General features: G+C 64.4%; 19 protein-coding genes, 1 other RNA gene and 1 riboswitch. Of the genes, 6 read left to right on the top strand and 14 right to left on the bottom strand.

Annotated elements, in window-relative coordinates; genetic code table 11:
- Nucleotide 1: 1 nt before the first annotated feature.
- A complete protein-coding gene (locus tag JHC36_RS08355; RefSeq protein ID WP_287918157.1) occupies nt 2-1,345 on the bottom strand; it encodes a cobyrinic acid a,c-diamide synthase CobB in 1,344 nt (447 codons plus the stop codon).
- 26 nt (nt 1,346-1,371) lie between these two features.
- Nucleotides 1,372-3,225 (bottom strand): TonB-dependent receptor domain-containing protein, encoded by a 1,854-nt coding sequence (locus tag JHC36_RS08350; RefSeq protein ID WP_287918155.1) that lies wholly within the window; start codon nt 3,223-3,225, stop codon nt 1,372-1,374.
- A 77-nt stretch (nt 3,226-3,302) separates the two neighbouring features.
- Nucleotides 3,303-3,547: riboswitch (cobalamin riboswitch) on the bottom strand.
- A 103-nt stretch (nt 3,548-3,650) separates the two neighbouring features.
- On the opposite strand from JHC36_RS08350, the gene JHC36_RS08345 reads away from it, so the two are divergent.
- The 4 genes from JHC36_RS08345 (at nt 3,651) to JHC36_RS08330 (ending at nt 5,338) form a co-directional block, all read left to right on the top strand.
- On the top strand, nt 3,651-3,875 hold the full coding sequence (locus JHC36_RS08345) for a DUF904 domain-containing protein (RefSeq protein WP_124221380.1): 225 nt from the start codon (nt 3,651-3,653) through the stop codon (nt 3,873-3,875).
- Entirely contained in the window at nt 3,872-4,192 is a 321-nt protein-coding gene (locus JHC36_RS08340) for a cell division protein ZapA (protein ID WP_124221377.1), read from the top strand. The genes JHC36_RS08345 and JHC36_RS08340 overlap by 4 nt, the downstream gene beginning before the upstream one ends.
- Nucleotides 4,193-4,260: 68 nt before the next feature.
- A non-coding RNA gene (gene ssrS / locus JHC36_RS08335) (6S RNA) lies at nt 4,261-4,441 on the top strand.
- Between the two features lie 84 nt (nt 4,442-4,525).
- A complete protein-coding gene (locus tag JHC36_RS08330; protein WP_124221375.1) occupies nt 4,526-5,338 on the top strand; it encodes a sulfite exporter TauE/SafE family protein in 813 nt (270 codons plus the stop codon).
- A 120-nt stretch (nt 5,339-5,458) separates the two neighbouring features.
- Here the strand turns inward: JHC36_RS08330 and JHC36_RS08325 are convergent, their stop codons facing one another.
- Both JHC36_RS08325 and hemN read right to left on the bottom strand, forming a co-directional pair.
- Nucleotides 5,459-6,136: a sulfite exporter TauE/SafE family protein gene (locus tag JHC36_RS08325; protein ID WP_287918148.1), complete on the bottom strand. Its 678-nt coding sequence runs from the start codon at nt 6,134-6,136 to the stop codon at nt 5,459-5,461.
- Between the two features lie 9 nt (nt 6,137-6,145).
- Nucleotides 6,146-7,525 (bottom strand): oxygen-independent coproporphyrinogen III oxidase, encoded by a 1,380-nt coding sequence (gene hemN, locus JHC36_RS08320; RefSeq protein WP_287918145.1) that lies wholly within the window; start codon nt 7,523-7,525, stop codon nt 6,146-6,148.
- A gap of 159 nt (nt 7,526-7,684) precedes the next feature.
- On the opposite strand from hemN, the gene fnr reads away from it, so the two are divergent.
- Nucleotides 7,685-8,413, top strand: a complete 729-nt coding sequence (fnr, locus tag JHC36_RS08315) for a fumarate/nitrate reduction transcriptional regulator Fnr (RefSeq protein ID WP_503006992.1) — start codon at nt 7,685-7,687, stop codon at nt 8,411-8,413.
- A 99-nt stretch (nt 8,414-8,512) separates the two neighbouring features.
- Here the strand turns inward: fnr and JHC36_RS08310 are convergent, their stop codons facing one another.
- The 9 genes from JHC36_RS08310 to JHC36_RS08270 all read right to left on the bottom strand — a co-directional run bounded on the left by JHC36_RS08310 (nt 8,513) and on the right by JHC36_RS08270 (nt 16,467).
- Nucleotides 8,513-8,830, bottom strand: a complete 318-nt coding sequence (locus JHC36_RS08310; protein WP_503006990.1) for a hypothetical protein — start codon at nt 8,828-8,830, stop codon at nt 8,513-8,515.
- 59 nt (nt 8,831-8,889) lie between these two features.
- Nucleotides 8,890-9,144, bottom strand: coding sequence for a nitrogen fixation protein FixH (locus tag JHC36_RS08305; protein WP_287918142.1), 255 nt, complete (start codon nt 9,142-9,144; stop codon nt 8,890-8,892).
- Nucleotides 9,145-9,156: 12 nt separating this feature from the next.
- Nucleotides 9,157-10,644: a cytochrome c oxidase accessory protein CcoG gene (gene ccoG / locus JHC36_RS08300; RefSeq protein WP_287918139.1), complete on the bottom strand. Its 1,488-nt coding sequence runs from the start codon at nt 10,642-10,644 to the stop codon at nt 9,157-9,159.
- A gap of 80 nt (nt 10,645-10,724) precedes the next feature.
- Nucleotides 10,725-11,648: a cytochrome-c oxidase, cbb3-type subunit III gene (gene ccoP / locus JHC36_RS08295; RefSeq protein WP_287918138.1), complete on the bottom strand. Its 924-nt coding sequence runs from the start codon at nt 11,646-11,648 to the stop codon at nt 10,725-10,727.
- A 20-nt stretch (nt 11,649-11,668) separates the two neighbouring features.
- Nucleotides 11,669-11,812, bottom strand: a complete 144-nt coding sequence (locus JHC36_RS08290) for a cbb3-type cytochrome oxidase subunit 3 (RefSeq protein ID WP_124221363.1) — start codon at nt 11,810-11,812, stop codon at nt 11,669-11,671.
- 15 nt (nt 11,813-11,827) lie between these two features.
- A complete protein-coding gene (gene ccoO, locus JHC36_RS08285; protein WP_287918134.1) occupies nt 11,828-12,454 on the bottom strand; it encodes a cytochrome-c oxidase, cbb3-type subunit II in 627 nt (208 codons plus the stop codon).
- A 10-nt stretch (nt 12,455-12,464) separates the two neighbouring features.
- On the bottom strand, nt 12,465-13,901 hold the full coding sequence (ccoN, locus tag JHC36_RS08280) for a cytochrome-c oxidase, cbb3-type subunit I (RefSeq protein WP_287918132.1): 1,437 nt from the start codon (nt 13,899-13,901) through the stop codon (nt 12,465-12,467).
- Between the two features lie 71 nt (nt 13,902-13,972).
- Nucleotides 13,973-14,110, bottom strand: a complete 138-nt coding sequence (ccoS, locus tag JHC36_RS08275; protein WP_124221357.1) for a cbb3-type cytochrome oxidase assembly protein CcoS — start codon at nt 14,108-14,110, stop codon at nt 13,973-13,975.
- Nucleotides 14,110-16,467 carry a heavy metal translocating P-type ATPase gene (locus JHC36_RS08270; RefSeq protein WP_287918127.1) on the bottom strand — a complete coding sequence of 786 codons (2,358 nt, stop codon included), beginning with the start codon at nt 16,465-16,467 and terminating at the stop codon, nt 14,110-14,112. The genes ccoS and JHC36_RS08270 overlap by 1 nt, the downstream gene beginning before the upstream one ends.
- A gap of 106 nt (nt 16,468-16,573) precedes the next feature.
- Here JHC36_RS08270 and JHC36_RS08265 point away from each other — a divergent pair, with 106 nt between their 5' ends.
- Entirely contained in the window at nt 16,574-17,017 is a 444-nt protein-coding gene (locus JHC36_RS08265) for a universal stress protein (RefSeq protein ID WP_287918124.1), read from the top strand.
- A gap of 34 nt (nt 17,018-17,051) precedes the next feature.
- Here the strand turns inward: JHC36_RS08265 and JHC36_RS08260 are convergent.
- The coding region (locus JHC36_RS08260) for an AMP-binding enzyme (RefSeq protein ID WP_287918121.1) at nt 17,052-17,584 on the bottom strand (533 nt) is incomplete at its 5' end.

Raw genomic sequence — 17,584 nt, 5'->3', positions numbered from 1 at the left:
GCTAACCCAGCGTAAAAAGGTCTTCTGTTGCTTCCAAATTAGAAGCAAACCAGGCGTGGAAGTAGCTTGCCCGCAGCGCCCCCAGGCCGTACACCGCTTCGGGCTGGCCGCGGCCGGTCGCGGGTTCGGTGTGCGCCACCGGCAGCAGCGGCGTGGTCAGCGTCGAATAGTGAAAGCTGTGCCCCCGCAATTCCCCGCGGGATGTGCGCCAGCGCTGCGCGCCCAGCGCCGCCAGCCGCGGCTGCATCGCCACCTCGCCCGGCAAGAGGCCCCACATCGGCACACGCGCTCCATCGGCCAGGGTGATCGCGTCGAACAAGGGCATCATGCCGCCGCACTCGGCCCAGACCGGCTTGCCGGCGGCGATGTGCGCCGCCAACGAGGTGCGGCAGCGCATGCCCTGCTGCAGCGCGTCGGCATGCAGCTCGGGGTAGCCGCCTGGCAGCCAGAGCGCATCGCAGTCCGGCACCGGTTCATCGGCCAGCGGGGAGAAGAACACCAACTCAGCGCCGAGCGCGCGCAAGGTGTCGAGGTTGGCCGGGTAGATGAAACAAAACGCCGCGTCGCGCGCCACGGCTACCGTGCGCCCCCGCAGCAAGGGTGCCACCGGCTGCTCGGGTGGCGCCTCAAAGGCCACCGCCCAGCGCTGCCAGCCCGCGGCGTCCAGTCGACCCAGCGGCGTGTATTCGAGCGCGTCGGCCAGCGCATCGAGCCGCTGCTGCGCGTCGGGCAATTCGGCTGCCGATGTCAAACCCAGATGCCGCTCGGGCAGCGCAAAGCCCGTATCGCGGCGCAAACCCCCCAGCCACCCCGCGTCGATGCCACCGGGCTGGACCCCCAGATCGTCCGCGCGCACCGAAGCCCGCAGCATCTGCTCGTGCCCCTCGCTGGCCACGCGGTTGGCCAGCACGCCCGCCCAGGGCAGGCCGGGTCGGTAGTGGCGCAGGCCGTGCACCAGGGCGCCAAAGGTGCCGGCCATGGCGCCGGCGTCGATCACCGCCAGCACCGGAAGGCCCAGCTTCACCGCCAGGTCGGCCGCGCTGGGCTCGCCGTCGAACAGCCCCATCACCCCTTCGATCAGGATCAGGTCGCTATGGGCGGCCGCCTCGTGCAGCCGCGCGCGGATGTCGGTCTCGCCATTGATCCAAAGGTCGAGGTTGTCCACCGGTTGACCGCTGGCCAGCGCATGCCAATGCGGGTCCAGAAAGTCCGGCCCGCACTTGAACACCCGCACCCGAGCGCCACGCCGCGTCCACAGCCGCGCGAGCGCCGCCGTGACCGTGGTTTTGCCCTGGCCCGAGGCCGGGGCCGAGATCAACAGCGCGGGGCAGGTGGCGCTCGGCATGGCGCAGTCCGGCGCGGGTTTTCAGCTCAGCGCGGTGCCCACTGCAGCGCCAGCCACAGACTGCGACCCGGGGTTGCGTAGGTGTTGGCCAGTTGGTAGGACTTGTCGGCCAGGTTGTCCAGCCGGGCGCTGAGCGTCCAGTCGCGCGTGAGCGGACGGCTGGCGGTCAGGTTGAGCAGGCCGTATCCGCCCAGCGCCACCTTGTTGGCCGCGTCGTCGTAACGCATCGCCGAGAGTTGCCACTCCGCGCCCCAGCGCCAGCCGGCCCATTGCAGGTCGGCGCCGACGAAGGCATGCTCACGCGCACGGCGTGCCAGCCGCTTGCCGGTGGTCTCGTCACGTGGGTTCTGCAGATCGAGCGAGGCGCGCCAATCCACCCCCGCCCATCGCGTCTGGCCCGAGAGCGTCAAGCCCTCGTACTGCGCGCGCGCGGTGTTCGTGTAGCAGCCAAAGCTCGACGCACAGCCCCCCGGCGCGCCAAAGCTGATGAGGTTGCGCACGCGGTTGCGGTAGAGCACCGCGCTGAACGCGTCGCTGCCTTGGGCGTACTTAAGGCCGAGCTCGACGTTGCGCGCGGTCTCGGGCACGAGCGTCGGCTGGCCATAAACGCTGAAACGCTGATAGAGCGTCGGCACGCGAAAGGCCGTGCCAGCAGCAACCGTCGCCCGCCAAGACGGTGTCCATGCGTAGCCATAAGCCACGCTGCCGGTCGCCTTGCCGCCGAATTCACTGTCGTCGTCGTGCCGCAGATTGAGCTGTACGCTGTGCACCGCGCCCAGATAGCCCCAGCCCGCAGCCACGGCGTTCTGCGCGCGGCTGCGGTCGATGGGCGCGTTCTGCAACGCATCCTCTCGCCGCTCCAGCACCAGCGTCGCACGCTGTGCGCCCTGGCGCCATTCGTTGTGCGCCGTGAGGTTGCGCAAGTGCGTGATCGTCAGGTAGGGCGAAGGCTCGGTCTCATACCGCTGGCGGGCATCGGTGACCGAAAAACGGCTCGTCAGCGCGTCGTTCCAGCGCGCGCGCCAGCCGAGCCCCACGGTCTCCAGTTTGTGCCGGTTGCGGTCGTCGGCGCCCGGCAGAAAACCGTCGTACTGGCTGTCGAGACGGCTGGAAAGCGCCGTCAACTCCAGCCGATGCTGCGCGCTGGCGTCGTAGCCGAGCCGCATGCTCGCCGAGTCGCTTTCGTAGCCATCGCGGTCCGGATTCGCCGTCGCCACGGTGCGCGCGTTGAACCCGTCGCTGCGCTGGTGCGCGAGCGACAGCGCATAGTCCCAGCCTCCGGAAGCGCCCGAAAGCGCCGCGTCGATGCCCCGCGTGGCATACGTCCCGGCGCCAACGCGGATCGAGGGCTGCAACGCCCCCTCGCCCCGGCGCGTGAAGAGCGCAATCACCCCAGCCATCGCGTCCGAACCATAGACCGCCGCCGCGGGGCCGCGCAGGATCTCGATGCGCTCGATCAGCGACAGAGGAATGCTCTCCCACACGGCGCCGCCCGTGGATTGGCTGTCGAGCCGCACCCCGTCGAGGTAGACCGCGGTAAAGCGCGTCTCAGCCCCGCGGATGAAGACGCTGGTGTTGGTGCCTGGACCGCCGTTGCGGCTGATTTCGATACCCGGCTGGCGGGCCAGTAGATCGGCTACGCCAACCGCGCCGCTTTGCTCGATGGCCGCGCGGTCGAGCACCGTCACGTCGGCGAGCACTTCGGGCAGCGGCTGCGGCGCGCGCGCCGCGGTCACGAACATGGGTGGCAGCGCCGCAGACGGCACATCGGCGGCCTGGGCGATAGGAGCCCCGAGGATCGGGACGATGGCAGAAGGCCAGGCGAGGGCGAGCGCAGAGCGGCGCAGGCGCCGACGCGTGAGAACGAGCGATATCGACATGGAACGAACAGCAGATTTGGGCGCCCTCACCGACCTCCCCGTCGGTGCCTGGGCTGTGTCGGCATGACCCTCGTCGGGCACATGCCACCGTGTTGGCCGGTATCCGGGCTGATGGAGCGACCTTCGGCGCCTTCCCAAACGCGTGCAGCACGCGCCCAGTGGCTGATTGCCGAAAACGGAGCCCTCCGAAGAAAGACTCGTCCACTTACCGTTGCGGGGGCAGCGCAGGTTAGATCGACCCGGCTCTGGGCCTCTCCCCCTGCTTCCCGTTGAACCGCGACAACCGAACGCTGCCGCAGGCACCAACAGGCGCGATTGTAGACCGCCACGATCCGGAGCTCGCCCGCGCCGCGCCACCCGAGCGCGCCCCCAGAAGCCGCACCCGGTCGATACAATCCGCGAGCCATCCTTGCAACACCCGCGCCATGAACCCACCGGACCCGATCGACGCCCTCAGTGACCGCGTGGAGCGGCTGTTGCTGCGTCACGAACAGCTGCTGCGTGCCAATGAGCTGCTGCAAGCCCAGCTCACCGCCGTCACCCGTGAGCGTGACGCGCTGCGCCAGCGCCTGCGGGAAGCCCGCTCGAGAGTCGACGCCCTCATCGCTCGCCTGCCGGCCGAAGACGAGCCTGGAGAAACTCCCGCATGAAGCAGCTCGAAGTGCAGATCATGGGACAGAGCTACGTGCTCTCCTGCCCCGATGGCGGGGAAGCCCGCTTGCTCGAAGCCGTCGCACGCGTCGATACGGCCATGTGTCGCATCCGGGATGCGGGCAAGCTGCGCGCCCGCGACCGCATCGCGGTTCTCGCGGCGCTCAACCTCGCCTACGACCTCGCCGACCGCCCGGCAGCTGCCGCTGCGAGTGCGCCGTCGAATGCACCAGCCGACCCCGACTCCACACAGCGCATCGAGCAATTGATTGCGCGCATCGACGAACAGCTGGCGCGGGATCAGCAGTTGCTCTAACCTGCAGCCGGGCTTCGGGCTGTTTGGCGCGTGCAGGCGCCTTCCGCCTCGCCTTCCTCTACAATCCAAAGCGTCTGCGGCGCAGGTCGGGCCATATAGTTCCTTGAACCAATGCTCTTTGAGCACGGGCTTGGTACATTGCCTGTCGAGCGTGATCGTCTCGCGTCAGATGAACCCAACGGCAGGCTGCCCTCGCCCACCTGAACCCCCGGTTCAGGATGACGGTTCGGCGGCGTCCGCAGACACCTTTCCACCGTCTGCAACGTCCCCACCCTCATCACGCGCAGCGTTCGGCTTCCGTCGCGCGCCCGGCGGACGCACCATCCCCCATCCATGCTTGAACCGTCCCTGATCCTGGAACTCGCGCTGCTCGGCACCGTCACGGGCTTTCTCGCGGGCTTGCTGGGCATCGGTGGTGGCATGGTCATGACGCCCTTCCTCACCTGGATGCTCACGCAACGCGGCGTCAGCGCGGATCTTGCGGTGAAGGTCGCCATCGCCACCTCGATGTCCACGATCGTGTTCACGGCTCTCTCCAGCGTGCGCGCCCACCATCGCCGCGGTGCCGTGCGCTGGGACTTGGTTCGGGCACTGGCGCCGGGCATCATCCTCGGCTCGCTGCTCGCCAGCCTCGGCGCCTTCAGCGTGCTCAAAGGCACGACGCTCGCTTTGGTCTTTGCGGCCTTCGTCACCTTCTCGGCCACCCAGATGCTGCTCGATCGCAAGCCGCCCGCAAGTCGCACCGTCCCCGGCCCGCTGGGCCTTTGGGGCGCAGGTGGAGCGATCGGCTTTCTGTCCGGCCTGGTGGGTGCGGGTGGCGGCTTCCTCAGCGTTCCGTTCATGACACGCTGCAACGTGGCCATCCACCAAGCGGTCGCCACATCGGCGGCTTTGGGCTTTCCGATCGCGCTCAGCAACACCGTCGGCTACATCCTGGCGGGACACGGACTCGCGGGTCGCCCGCCGCTGTCCCTGGGCTATGTGTGGCTGCCAGCCCTGCTCGTCATCGCCAGTGCCAGCGTCTTGACGGCCCCCTGGGGCGCACGCGCAGCCCACGCCATGGCGGTCAAGCCCCTCAAACGGCTCTTCGCCTTCATCCTCTATGGACTCGCCGCCTACATGCTCTACAAAGCCAGCCGCGGTTGAACCTAAACGCGCCCAACTGCCGGATTTAGGTTGAACGGTCGAAAGCTTCGGCACCTCCGCAGCGCGGTCACGCCTGATCGGAACGTCCAAGGCCGCCCGTTCTTCAGCCTTGTCCCAGGTTCAGTGGGGCGCGCACCAAGGCGCCGTGTCGTGCATCACATCCATCCACAAGGCATAGGCTGAGACGACCGCAAGCGCCAGCCCGGCGATCCGCATGCCCCAGTCACCCGAACCCAGCGTGCGCAAGCGCAGCAACAGCCAAGGCGCAGCCATCAAGGCCAGGCTCGACGCCGCGGCAAACACCGCCATGCTCAAGGCCCCCTCGAGCGGGCCGCCACTGAGCGCGGCAACCATCAGCGCCGAGTACAGCAGCCCGCAGGGCATGAAGGCCCAAAGCACGCCGATCAACAAAGGAGCCCGTCGGCCATAACGGGCTTGCAAGGCCCGCACGCGCGCCCACAGCGATCGCGCCGCTTCATCGAGCCAAGCCGGTTGACGCGCCTGAACCAGCAGCAGCAAACCGAGCACGACCGCCGCCACATGGAGCAGGGTCCAAAGCGGCCGGATGGCCACGCTCTGCGTGGTCAGCCACCCCAAGCCCTGCACCGAAACCGCCGCCGCCGCACCCAAGGCGGAATAACCCAGAACCCGTCCCAACTGAAAGATCCACATCGCCGAGGTTCCGTGCGGTTCAGCGGCGCGCCCAATCCCGGCACACGCGGCACCACACATCGCGATGCAATGCGGCCCACCCGCGAAGCCCATCAACGCTGCGGTGGCAACTAAAGCGGTCTGCATGCCGCGGTTTTAGATGATTTTCGAAAACCGTGCCCGATTCTGGTCGGCCTGAAGATAACGATCGAACACCATCGCCACCGCGCGAACGAAGAACCAGCCCTGGGGCGTGACCACCAGGGAGTCGTTCGTCAGCCGCACCAGTCCCTGCTCCTCCAGCCGCTTGAGCGCCTCGAGCTCGGCTGAAAAATAGCTGCGGAAATCGATCAGATGCGCCAATTCGACCGACTCGAAAAGCACTTCACCCTGGCACATGATCGCCATGATGACGCTGCGCCGGAGAAGGTCGTCTCGGCTCAGCGCCAAGCCGCGCACGACGGGAAAGCGCCCATGGTCGAGATGGTCGCAATACTCTTCGAGCGTCTTGGCGTTCTGGCTGTAGCTCGCCCCCACACGGCCGATCGCCGAAACCCCGAGCGCGATCAAGTCGCAGTCCGGCTGCGTGCTGTACCCCTGAAAATTCCGGTGCAGACGCCCCTGGCGCTTGGCCACTGCCAGCGCATCGTTGGGGCGCGCGAAATGGTCCATCCCGATGTAGACGTAGCCGGCGTCAGTGAAGGCATCGAGCGAGCGCGCCAGCATCAAGACTTTGTCGGCCGCTGGTGGAAGCTCGGCGCTGTGGATGCGGCGCTGGGGCTTGAAGCGCTCGGGCAGATGCGCGTAGGCATAGAGCGCGATCCGGTCGGGCTGGATCTGGACCACCTGCTCCAAGGTGCGCTCGAAAGATTCGGGCGTCTGCCGCGGCAGACCATAAATCAGGTCGACGTTGACCGACTCGAAGCCGATTCGCCGGGCGGCCTCCATCAGGGCCGCCACCTGTTCGTAGGGTTGCACACGGTGCACCGCTTTTTGCACTTCCGGGTCGAAATCCTGCACGCCGAAGCTGATGCGATTGAAGCCCAGCGCCGCGATCTGCTCCAGGCGTGCCGCATCCACTGTGCGCGGGTCGATTTCGATGGAATACTCACCGCCCGGAACCAGCTTGAACGCCCGCCGCAACATCTGCATCAACTCGGCCAGTTCCGCGTCCGACAAAAAGGTCGGGCTGCCGCCTCCGAGGTGCAATTGCGAAACGGCCTGCCCCGGCCCGATGTGCTGGAGATGCAAATCCACCTCCCGGCTCAGATAGCGCAGATACGGCTGCGCTCGCTCGTGGTGCCGCGTGATGATCTTGTTGCACGCGCAGTAGTAGCAGAGCGATTCACAAAAAGGGATGTGCACGTACAAAGACAGCGGGGCCGTCGCCGCCACCCCGTCCCGCCGCTGGTCGAGAAAACGACCATATTCCTCCGGTCCGAAAGCTTCGACGAATCGATCGGCCGTCGGGTAAGAGGTGTAGCGAGGCCCCGGAATGTCATACCGGGCCAGAAGTTCGGGCGAGACCACACTCATGGCAAATCTTCCAAGATGAAAGTAGCCGCACTATGCCCGTTCGCTCGTGCCCTGGGCTTGATGCGCATCAAGCACGGGCGCTGGCGCGCGGCCGCATGCCAGAATAGCGCCTGTTTCGGCAAAAGTGCCATTTTCCACCCCTCTCGACCAACGACCACCATGCTGCTGAAAGCGGACACCCTCAAAGTTGCGTGCTCCAACTGCAATCTGCGTGAGCTGTGCATGCCCGTCGGCTTATCCGCAACCGAGTTGCAGCGCATCGACGACCTGGTCGCGGTGCGCCGACGCGTCAAACGCGGCGCGACGCTCTTTAGCAACGGGGAAAAATTCACCTCGCTCTACGCCATACGCACGGGATTTTTCAAGACCTGTGTGGTCACCGAAGACGGTCGAGATCAGGTCACGGGCTTCCAGATGGCCGGCGAAATCATCGGACTCGACGGCATCGTCCATGAGCATCACACCTGCGATGCGATCGCCCTCGAAGACGCCGAAGTCTGTGTAATGCCCTTTCACCGGATCGAAGAACTGTCCCGGGAAGTCGGCGCCCTGCAGCACCATGTGCACAAGATCATGAGCCGCGAGATCGTGCGCGAGAACGGGGTGATGCTGTTGCTTGGCAGCATGCGCGCCGAGGAGCGCCTCGCGGCGTTTTTGCTCAATCTGGTTCAGCGGCTCCACGCGCGTGGCTTTTCGCAGTCCGAACTGGTATTGCGAATGACCCGCGAGGAGATCGGCAGCTATCTGGGGCTGAAACTCGAAACGGTCAGCCGCACCTTCTCGAAGTTTGTCGAAGAAGGCATCTGCGACGTGCGCCAACGCCATGTGCGCATCCTCAATCCCGAAGCGCTCAAGGCCATCGTCAACAACCCGAGCTGCCGGGATTGAACGGCCAAAACTGGACCGGTCTAGGGAAAACGGCGACAACTCTGCGACGCTCACGGCTCAGCGCCGGGGAACGTCAATGAAAAAGTCACCCGCTGCAGCTCAGTGGGAAGAGGGTGACCGCTCTTGCTTCGGGCACCCGTCGGGGCGGTCCGTCGCAGGCAAAGGGCAACGATTCACCTCGAACGGCGACATCGAAAGCAGGGTTGTCAAGGCACTCGAGCCGAACGTGCAGGCCCAAAACACGAAAAACGCCAAGGTATAGACGCCGGACCGCGACAACTCGAGCCGCGCGCCCAGCCAGTGCAACTCCGTTGGATCGACGACGGCAAACACCAGCATCTCCAACACGCCGGCCATCAAAAACGACGGCCATGCGATCCACATCCACCGCTGGGCCTTGATTGAGGTTGTCTCCATCGTTTTGTACTCCTCCAAACACCGATCCGTGAGATACGACCAGCCGCGCCTCACCCAGGTTATTTTTTCGGATTCAGCACCTGCGCCGGAATGCCGGTTTGCGCGTGGTTGCGCGCAAGCTCCGCGGGTGCAATCGCTTGAGGCGAAACCGCCTCCTCCTCGGCCGGTGCCCGACCGTAATACTCTTGCTGCACCGGATCGGGGTTTTTGATGGCCAGATAGAGCGTCACGAAACTGGCGACCACGACCACTGCCGGCCCGCTGATCACCAGCCAGACATGGCCAAAACGCCACCAGGGTTGAGTCGGTTTCATCGCTGGGCTCCTTTAACGCGGAATGATAAAGACAGATTTCTCGACGACCACTTTACCGGGATGCTCCAGCGCCTCGAGCGTGAACTCGATCGGATGCGTGCCGGGCTCGGCGACCCCATAGGGAACGCGTGCGGTGACGACCACCCAACGCGCTTCGGCGGGTCCGACACTGAACACGTTTTCCGACGCCACACGGATGTCTTTGAGGCCCCGAACGTCGATCTTCACCCGTTGCGGCTCCTCACGAGCATTCATGATTTGGATGCGGTACACGTTTTCGAGCTGCCCGCCCTCGACGATGCGCGCCAAGGTCGCACGGTCGCGCACCACGTCGGCCTTGAGCGGCGGACGCAAGACCAAGGCGGTGATCATCGCCGCGAGCACCACGGTGATGATGGTCAGATAGACCAGCACCCGGGGCCGGAACATGTGGCGCACCACCTGCTCCTTCGTCCAGTGCTCGCGCATCGCATTCTCCGTGGTGTAGCGAATCAGGCCCTTCGGGTAACCCATCTTCTCCATCACGCCGTCGCACACGTCGATGCACGCCGCACAGCTGATGCATTCGTATTGCAGGCCGTTGCGGATGTCGATCCCGGTCGGGCAAACCTGCACACACAAAGTACAGTCGATGCAGTCACCGAGACCCAGCGCCTTCGGGTCGGCTTTGCGAGGACGCGGCCCACGCGGCTCTCCGCGCTCGGCGTCGTACGAGACGATGAGCGTGTCCTTGTCGAACATGGCGCTTTGGAAACGCGCATAGGGGCACATGTACTTGCACACCTGCTCGCGCATGTAGCCGCCGTTGCCGTAGGTGGCAAAACCGTAGAAAAACACCCAAAAGGTTTCCCACGGCCCCATGTTCCAGGTCAGAAACAGATGGCCCAGCTCACGAATCGGGGTGAAATAGCCGACGAAGGTGAAGCCCGTCCACAGACCGACTGCGATCCAAGCAAGTTGCTTGGCGGCTTTGCGCAGGAACTTCTCGAGCGACATCGGCGACTGGTCGAGACGCATGCGCGCACTGCGGTCGCCTTCGATCTTGCGCTCGATCCACATGAAGATCTCGGTATAGACCGTCTGCGGACACGCGTAACCACACCACTGACGCCCCGCGATCGCTGTGAACATGAACAGCGACATGGCGGAGAGGATCAGCAAGCCCGTCAGGAAGATGAAGTCCTGCGGGTAGATGACGAGACCAAAGATGTAGAAGCGCCGCGCCCCCAGGTCGAACAAAACCGCCTGCCGGTTTCCCCATTGCAGCCAGGGTGTCAGGTAAAAAACCGCCTGCGTCAGAAAGACGAAAAACCAACGCCACCGCGCGAACGTGCCGTCGACGCTGCGCGGATAAATCTTCTTGGAGGCTTGATACAACCAGACCACGTCGGGCTCGGCTTTGCCCGAGTCCTGACCTGGTTTGGACGTATCCAAGCTGCCTTTCCCGGCATCCTTCGTGCCGCTCGAAGCCCGAGCTTCCATTTCATTCGCGTCGCTCATGTTTCGATCCTAGATCCGCAATAAAGAAGGGGGCACGGACGCCAGGCCCGCGCCCCCAATCTATTCAATGAAAGCGGGCCTTACTTGGCTGCCGCGATGTCGCCGCCTTGGTGCGACAGGTTCCAGACGTAGGCCGTCAGCACGTGGATCTGCTCGGGCGTCAGTTTGCCGGACCAAGCAGGCATCTGATTGGTCTTGCCTTTGTTGATCATCTCCATGATCGCGTTTTCGCCAAAGCCGTGCAGCCAGACGTTGTCGGTCAGGTTGGGTGCACCGATGGCGGGGTTGCCTTTGCCGTCCGGCCCGTGACACGCGGCACAAACCACGAACTTGGGCTTGCCCAGCTCGGCGCGTGCGGAGTCATGCGGTGCCCCCGACAAACTCAAGACGTAGTTCGCGACGTTGCGCACGTCTTCCGGGGTTCCGACGGCCGCAGCCATCGGCGGCATGTTGCCGATCCGGCCCTGCTCCAGCGTGGTCTTGATCGTCGCAGGATCCCCGCCATACAACCAATCCCCATCGGTCAGGTTCGGGAAGCCTTTGCTTCCCTTGGCATCGGCCCCATGGCACTGCGCGCAGTTGTTTTGAAAAATCCGCTCGCCAATTGCCATGGCTTTGGGATCTTTGGCCAGTTCCTCGGGGGTCATGGCCATGAACTTGGCGTAAATCGGGGCCACTTCCTTGTTCCCCTTGGCCACTTCGGCTTCGTACTGCCCGCGGGAGGTCCAACCGAGCTTGCCGGCAAAGGTGCCCGCGCCAGGGTAGAGGAAGAGATAGGCTAGGCCGAACACGACCGTGATCACGAACAGACCCACCCACCAACGCGGCAGAGGGTTGTTCATCTCACGCAAATCGCCATCCCACACATGGCCCGTGGTGTTGTCATGCGCGGACATCGCATGGGTCTTACCACTGAACCAGAGAAGCAAGGCGCAAGCCAGGATGCTGACGACGGTCGTGACCGCGACGTACAGATCCCAAAAGTTGCTGGTGAAGTCGCTCATGTTGTTTTCCTTTCAGCCGTTCAGTCTTGCTGGAACGGCAGACGTGCCGCTTCTTCGAAGTCTTGCTTGCGCTTGCCCGACCATGCCCAGGCGACGATGCCGATGAACAGCACGAAGCTCAGGACCGTCACGGCGGACCGCACGGTGTTGATATCGAAGTCCATGACGTGTTCCTGCGGTTACTTGCGTGCCGTCCCGAGCACCTGGAGATAGGCGATGACGGCGTCGAGCTCCGTCTTGCCCTTGACCTCTTCGGCCGCTTTGGCGATCTCCTCGTCGGTGTAGGGCACACCCACGGCTCGCAGCGCCTTCATATGAGCCGGCAGGGAGTCGGCGTCCACCTCGTTTTGCGCAAGCCACGGATAACGCGGCATGTTGGACTCAGGCACGACATCACGCGGGTTGTTGAGGTGGATGCGATGCCACTCGTCGCTGTAGCGACCGCCCACACGCGCCAAGTCTGGACCCGTGCGCTTGCTGCCCCACTGGAAGGGGTGGTCGTAGACGAATTCGCCCGCGACCGAATAAGGGCCATAGCGCAAAGTCTCGGCGCGGAAGGGGCGAATCATTTGCGAGTGGCAATTGTAGCAGCCCTCGCGTTGGTACACGTCCCGACCCGCGAGCTGCAGCGCGGTATAGGGCTTGAGGCCCGCAACCGGCTGCGTGGTGGATTTTTGGAAAAACAAGGGGACGATCTCCACCAAGCCACCGACGACCAGCACGATGAGCGTGAGCACGATCATCAGGAAGTTGCTGGTCTCGATGCGCTCATGCGAGAGGCCCGAGCTTGCATTTTGTGCAGCCATGTTGTGCTCCTTAAGCGTGCGCCACGGCGGCGGGGATCTGGACGGTCACGGCACGGCCCGCTGTTGCGGTCTTGAACGTATTCCAAGCCATTACACACATGCCAAACAGGTACAGCAGACCACCGCTCAGGCGCAGCACGTAGAACGGGAAGGTGGCCTTGACCGATTCGACGAAGGTGTAGGTCAGGGTGCCGTCGGGGTTGACGGCGCGCCACATCAGACCTTGCATGACGCCGGCGATCCACATGGAGGCGATGTAGAGCACGATGCCGATGGTGGCGGTCCAGAAGTGAACCTCGATCGCCTTGACGCTGTACATCTGCTTCTGACCAAAGAGCCGCGGGATCAGGTAGTACATCGAACCCATCGTAACCAAGCCCACCCAGCCGAGCGCGCCCGAGTGCACGTGACCCACGGTCCAGTCCGTGTAGTGCGACAGGGCGTTCACGGTCTTGATGGACATCATCGGACCTTCGAAGGTCGACATGCCGTAGAAGGACAGGGAAACGATCAGGAAGCGCAGGATCGGGTCGTCACGCAGCTTGTGCCAAGCACCCGAAAGCGTCATGATGCCGTTGATCATGCCACCCCAGCTGGGTGCCAACAGGATCAGAGAGAACACCATGCCGAGGGACTGGGTCCAGTCGGGCAGCGCGGTGTAGTGCAGGTGGTGCGGACCCGCCCACATGTAGGTGAAGATCAGCGCCCAGAAGTGGACGATGGAGAGGCGATAGGAATAAACCGGGCGCTCGGCCTGCTTCGGAATGAAGTAGTACATCATGCCGAGGAAGCCGGCCGTCAGGAAGAAGCCGACCGCGTTGTGCCCGTACCACCATTGCACCATCGCATCCTGCACGCCCGCGTATGCCGAGTAGGACTTGAGCGCACCAGCCGGGATGGCGATGTTGTTGAAGATGTGCAGCAGCGCGATAGCCAAAATGAACGCGCCGTAGAACCAGTTCGCCACATAGATGTGACGCACCTTGCGCGTGCCGACCGTGCCGAAAAACACGATCGCGTAGGCCACCCACACCACCGCGATCAGAAGGTCGATCGGCCACTCCAGCTCCGCGTACTCTCTGGACTGGTTGTAGCCCAGCGGCAAGGTAATGGCAGCCGCAACGATAACCGCCTGCCAGCCCCAGAACACAAACGAGGCGAGCTTGTCGCCAAACAGGCGAACCTGGTTCGTACGCTGAACCACGTAAAACGAAGTGCCAATGAGGCCACAGCCACCGAACGCGAAAATCACCGCGTTGGTGTGCAGCGGCCGCAATCGGCCGTAGCTGAGCCACGGAATACCCGCAATGAGGTCGGGGAATGCCAACTGGGTCGCGACGATCACGCCCACCAGCATGCCAACGACACCCCAGACGACCGTCATGATGGCGAACTGGCGCACAACGGTGTCGTTGTACACAGTCGCCTGTGCGTTTGCAAACTTCATTTACGTCTCCATTACCAAAAAAGACCAGGTTCGAGTTTCCAGGGAAAACCGGATCACAACCTTGATGATTATCAATCGTCCCTCAAGATCCGCTCGGCCTCGACATCGATGTCGTCGAACTGCCCGCGAAAAATCGCCCACCACATGCCGGCAAGGATGAAAAAAACCAAAACCACCGACAGCGGAACGAGCATGTAGAGGATCTCCATTAGACCGCCTCCTTCAGTTCCTGCCGAGTCGCCGCGCCCAAGACCTCGTGAGCCTCAGGGCGGGACAAGCGCAGCGCATTGAGCACGACGAAGAGCGAACTCGCCGCCATACCCAGACCGGCAAGCCATGCCGGCAACCAACCAAAAATCGCCAACGGCACACAGAGGGCGTTGTAGCCCACCGCCCACCACAGGTTCTGCCGCACGATCTGCAGGGTGCGCCGCGACTGCTCGACCGCCTGGGCGATCGGCCCGAGCCGCTCACCCAGCACGATGAAATCGGATTTGGACTGAGTCAAAGGCACCGATTGGCCCAAGGAAAAGGCCACGTGAGCCCCCGCCAGCACGGGCCCGTCATTGAGTCCGTCGCCCACCATGGCGACACGGTGACCCGCCTTCTGCGCCCGCTGCAGGGCCGCGAGTTTATCCTCGGGCAGGCACCCACCTTGGATTTCGTCGGGACCGAGGCCCAACTCGGCTGCCACCCGGCGCACCGCTGCCGGTCGGTCGCCGGAAAGGATGCGCACCTGCAGGCCCAACCCGCGCAAAGCCTCCACCGTCGCGGCAGCGTCGGGCCGCAGCGCCTCGCGCAGCTCGAAGCTTGCAAGCCAACCCGCTTCATCGGCCAGATAGACCTTGAGCGTGTCCGAGTCGTCGGCCACCACGCCGCAAAATGCTGCCGAGCCCAAACGCAGCGCCCCCTGGATCGCCGTGCCAGCGATCACGGACGGCGTCGGCCGCGCCTGGACGCCTAGACCCGACTGCTCCTGAACCTCGACGACGTCGAACGCGCTCAGGCCCCGCGCTGCGGCCGCCGCCACCAATGCGCGCGAGACCGGATGCAGCGAGTGGCGCGCGAGCCCAGCCGCCCACGCCAAGGCCTCGTCTGGGGAAATGCCCGGCCGCGCCTGCATCTGTTGCAGCGCAAACGCATCGCGGGTGAGGGTTCCGGTCTTGTCGAAAACGATCCAATCGACCGAAGCCAAGGTTTCGATGGCTTCGAGCCGCCGCACGAGCACCCCCCGGCGGGCCAGCGCGCCAGCACTCGCAAGCATGGCCGCCGGCGTCGCCAGCGACAGCGCACAAGGGCAGGTAACGATCAGCACGGCGACGCCCACCATCAAGGCGTGCCCCGGATTCTGCGGCCACCAATACAGCACGGCAGCCCCTGCCGCAAGCAGCACGCCCACGAGAAAGGGCTTGGCGATCCGATCGGCAAGCCGAGCGATGCTGGGCTTGGACGTGGCCGCGGCGTCCATCAACGCGACGATCTGGGCAAATCGGGTTTGCTCGCCGGTGCGCTCCACCCGCATCAGCACGCTGGCCGTCAAGTTGTGGCTGCCGGCGATGACCGAACTACCCGCCGGATGGGCGACCGGGCGCGACTCACCGGTCAGCAGCCCCTCGTCGACCATGGTTTCGCCTTCGACCAGCACCCCGTCTGCAGGAAACGCCTCGCCGGCCCGCACGCGCACGACGTCACCGACTTGCAGGCGGCGAACGGCCACCCGCTCAAAGCTGCCGTCGGGCCGTTGCCGTTCGACGCTGTCGGGCAAGCGATTCATCAAGGCTTCGAGCGCCCCGGCTGTGCGGTCGCGCATGCGCAACTCGAGCCAGCGCCCGGCGAGCAGGAAGAACACGAACATCGTGAACGAGTCGAAATACACCTCGGCACCGAAAATGCCGTTGGGGTCGAACGTTCCCGCGGTGCTGACCGCAAACGTGATGAGCATGCCCAGCGCCACCGGAAGATCCATGCTGATGCGGCGCTCGCGCAGGTCCCGCAAGGCATTTTGGAAGAACGGGCCGCAGGAAAAAATCAGCACCGGCAGGCTCAGAACCCAGGAAGCCCAGCGCAGCAGGTTGCGCAGGTCGGGGGCCATGTCGCCCGGCTCGGCGACATACACGGGCCATGCGTACATCATGACCTGCATCATGCACAGGCCCGCAACGCCCAGGCGCCACACCGCCTGGCGCATTTCGTTCTTGCGCCGTTCGTTCAAAAACGCGTCGTTCGCAGGGATCGCGCGATAGCCTGCACGCTGCGCGGCCTCCATCCACTGGGAGGGTTTGACCGCCGCCTCGCCCCAAACGATCCGCCCCCGGTGGCTGGCCGAACTGACCTGCACCGACTCGACGCCAGGCATCTTGCGCAGCGCATCCTCGATCGTGAGCGCGCAAGCTGCACAGTGCATGCCTTCGAAAACGACGCTGGATTCCCAACATCCGGGTTTGTCGGGCACGGGGCGGCTGAACGCGGACCACTCGGCGGGATCATCGAGCAGCGGCAGCACCTGGGCCGCCTCGGGCGGCTCCGCAGTCAGCCCGGTCAAAGGAGAAGTCGCGCCAGCGGTCATGGGCCGTGACTGTACGGCAGAAGACCACGGGATGTTTGATTTACATCAAGCGAGACCAGCCCCGCTCGCTTAAGCTGAAAACCCCCGACTGAGAGAGGACACCGCGATGTACCAACGCATACTGGTTGCCACCGATGGCTCGAAGCTGTCCAAAAAAGCCACCGCCCATGCCATCGAACTCGCCGCCTTGTGCGGAGCCGAACTGATCGCCCTGCATGTCGTTCCGCGTTACCCGCCGAGCTATTTCGAAGGCTCCATTCCCTTGCCACCCGAGGATGTCAAGCGCATCGAAACCGAATGGGCCGAGCAAGGCCGTGCGATCGTCGAGTCCGTCAAGGCCGCGGCCGAACCGCGTGGCGTCAAAGTCAAGCCCGTGACCATCAAGAGCGACATCGTCTCCGACGCCCTAATCGCCGCGGCCAAGAAGCACAAGGCCGACTTGATCGTGATGGCCTCGCACGGGCGCCGCGGCATCAAGCGGCTGCTGCTCGGCAGCGAAACACAGCAAGTTCTGACGCACTCGCACATTCCGGTGCTGGTTTTGCGCTGACGCCAGCAGGAAATGCTCAGGCAATGCTCCTGCTTTAGGAGCAGTCAGTCGGCCCGCTGGCCGCCTGTACTGCATCGAACAGGTGCTGGTAACGCGCGCGTAGCTGGTTTTTCTGCACCTTGCCCATGGTGTTGCGGGGCAGGTCTGGCTCGACGAAGCAGCGCTTGGGAATCTTGAAGTTGGCCAACTGAGCTTTGAGCGCCGCCAAAACCGCCTCGGCCTGCACCTGCGCACCCGGGCGCGGCACGACGATGGCCACGCCCACCTCGCCAAAGTCCGGGTGCGGCACGCCAACGACGGCGCTCTCGGCCACCCCCGGCAGTTCGTTGATCACCCCCTCGATTTCCGCCGGGTAAACGTTGTAGCCGCCCGAGATGATGAGGTCTTTGCTGCGTCCGACGATGGTGACGTACCCGTCTGCGTCGAAACGGCCGACGTCGCCGGTCTTGAAGAAGCCGTCGGCGGTGAACTCCTCGGCGGTCTTCTCGGGCATGCGCCAGTAGCCGGAGAACACATTGGGGCCGCGCACCTGGATGTGCCCCGGCTCCCCCGTGGCAACCGGGCGGC

The organism is Tibeticola sp., assembly GCF_022759015.1.
GTDB lineage: Bacteria > Pseudomonadota > Gammaproteobacteria > Burkholderiales > Burkholderiaceae_C > Tibeticola > Tibeticola sediminis.
This window is presented reverse-complemented; position numbering and strand designations above follow the sequence as displayed.

Excerpts from the sequence above, each read along its gene's own strand:
- JHC36_RS08355 (WP_287918157.1), bottom strand. The coding sequence starts at position 1,345 with ATGCCGAGCGCCACCTGCCCCGCGCTGTTGATCTCGGCCCCGGCCTCG.
- JHC36_RS08350 (WP_287918155.1), bottom strand. The coding sequence starts at position 3,225 with ATGTCGATATCGCTCGTTCTCACGCGTCGGCGCCTGCGCCGCTCTGCG.
- JHC36_RS08345 (WP_124221380.1), top strand. The coding sequence starts at position 3,651 with ATGAACCCACCGGACCCGATCGACGCCCTCAGTGACCGCGTGGAGCGG.
- JHC36_RS08340 (WP_124221377.1), top strand. The coding sequence starts at position 3,872 with ATGAAGCAGCTCGAAGTGCAGATCATGGGACAGAGCTACGTGCTCTCC.
- JHC36_RS08330 (WP_124221375.1), top strand. The coding sequence starts at position 4,526 with ATGCTTGAACCGTCCCTGATCCTGGAACTCGCGCTGCTCGGCACCGTC.
- JHC36_RS08325 (WP_287918148.1), bottom strand. The coding sequence starts at position 6,136 with ATGCAGACCGCTTTAGTTGCCACCGCAGCGTTGATGGGCTTCGCGGGT.
- hemN (WP_287918145.1), bottom strand. The coding sequence starts at position 7,525 with ATGAGTGTGGTCTCGCCCGAACTTCTGGCCCGGTATGACATTCCGGGG.
- fnr (WP_503006992.1), top strand. The coding sequence starts at position 7,685 with ATGCTGCTGAAAGCGGACACCCTCAAAGTTGCGTGCTCCAACTGCAAT.
- JHC36_RS08310 (WP_503006990.1), bottom strand. The coding sequence starts at position 8,830 with ATGGAGACAACCTCAATCAAGGCCCAGCGGTGGATGTGGATCGCATGG.
- JHC36_RS08305 (WP_287918142.1), bottom strand. The coding sequence starts at position 9,144 with ATGAAACCGACTCAACCCTGGTGGCGTTTTGGCCATGTCTGGCTGGTG.
- ccoG (WP_287918139.1), bottom strand. The coding sequence starts at position 10,644 with ATGAGCGACGCGAATGAAATGGAAGCTCGGGCTTCGAGCGGCACGAAG.
- ccoP (WP_287918138.1), bottom strand. The coding sequence starts at position 11,648 with ATGAGCGACTTCACCAGCAACTTTTGGGATCTGTACGTCGCGGTCACG.
- JHC36_RS08290 (WP_124221363.1), bottom strand. The coding sequence starts at position 11,812 with ATGGACTTCGATATCAACACCGTGCGGTCCGCCGTGACGGTCCTGAGC.
- ccoO (WP_287918134.1), bottom strand. The coding sequence starts at position 12,454 with ATGGCTGCACAAAATGCAAGCTCGGGCCTCTCGCATGAGCGCATCGAG.
- ccoN (WP_287918132.1), bottom strand. The coding sequence starts at position 13,901 with ATGAAGTTTGCAAACGCACAGGCGACTGTGTACAACGACACCGTTGTG.
- ccoS (WP_124221357.1), bottom strand. The coding sequence starts at position 14,110 with ATGGAGATCCTCTACATGCTCGTTCCGCTGTCGGTGGTTTTGGTTTTT.
- JHC36_RS08270 (WP_287918127.1), bottom strand. The coding sequence starts at position 16,467 with ATGACCGCTGGCGCGACTTCTCCTTTGACCGGGCTGACTGCGGAGCCG.
- JHC36_RS08265 (WP_287918124.1), top strand. The coding sequence starts at position 16,574 with ATGTACCAACGCATACTGGTTGCCACCGATGGCTCGAAGCTGTCCAAA.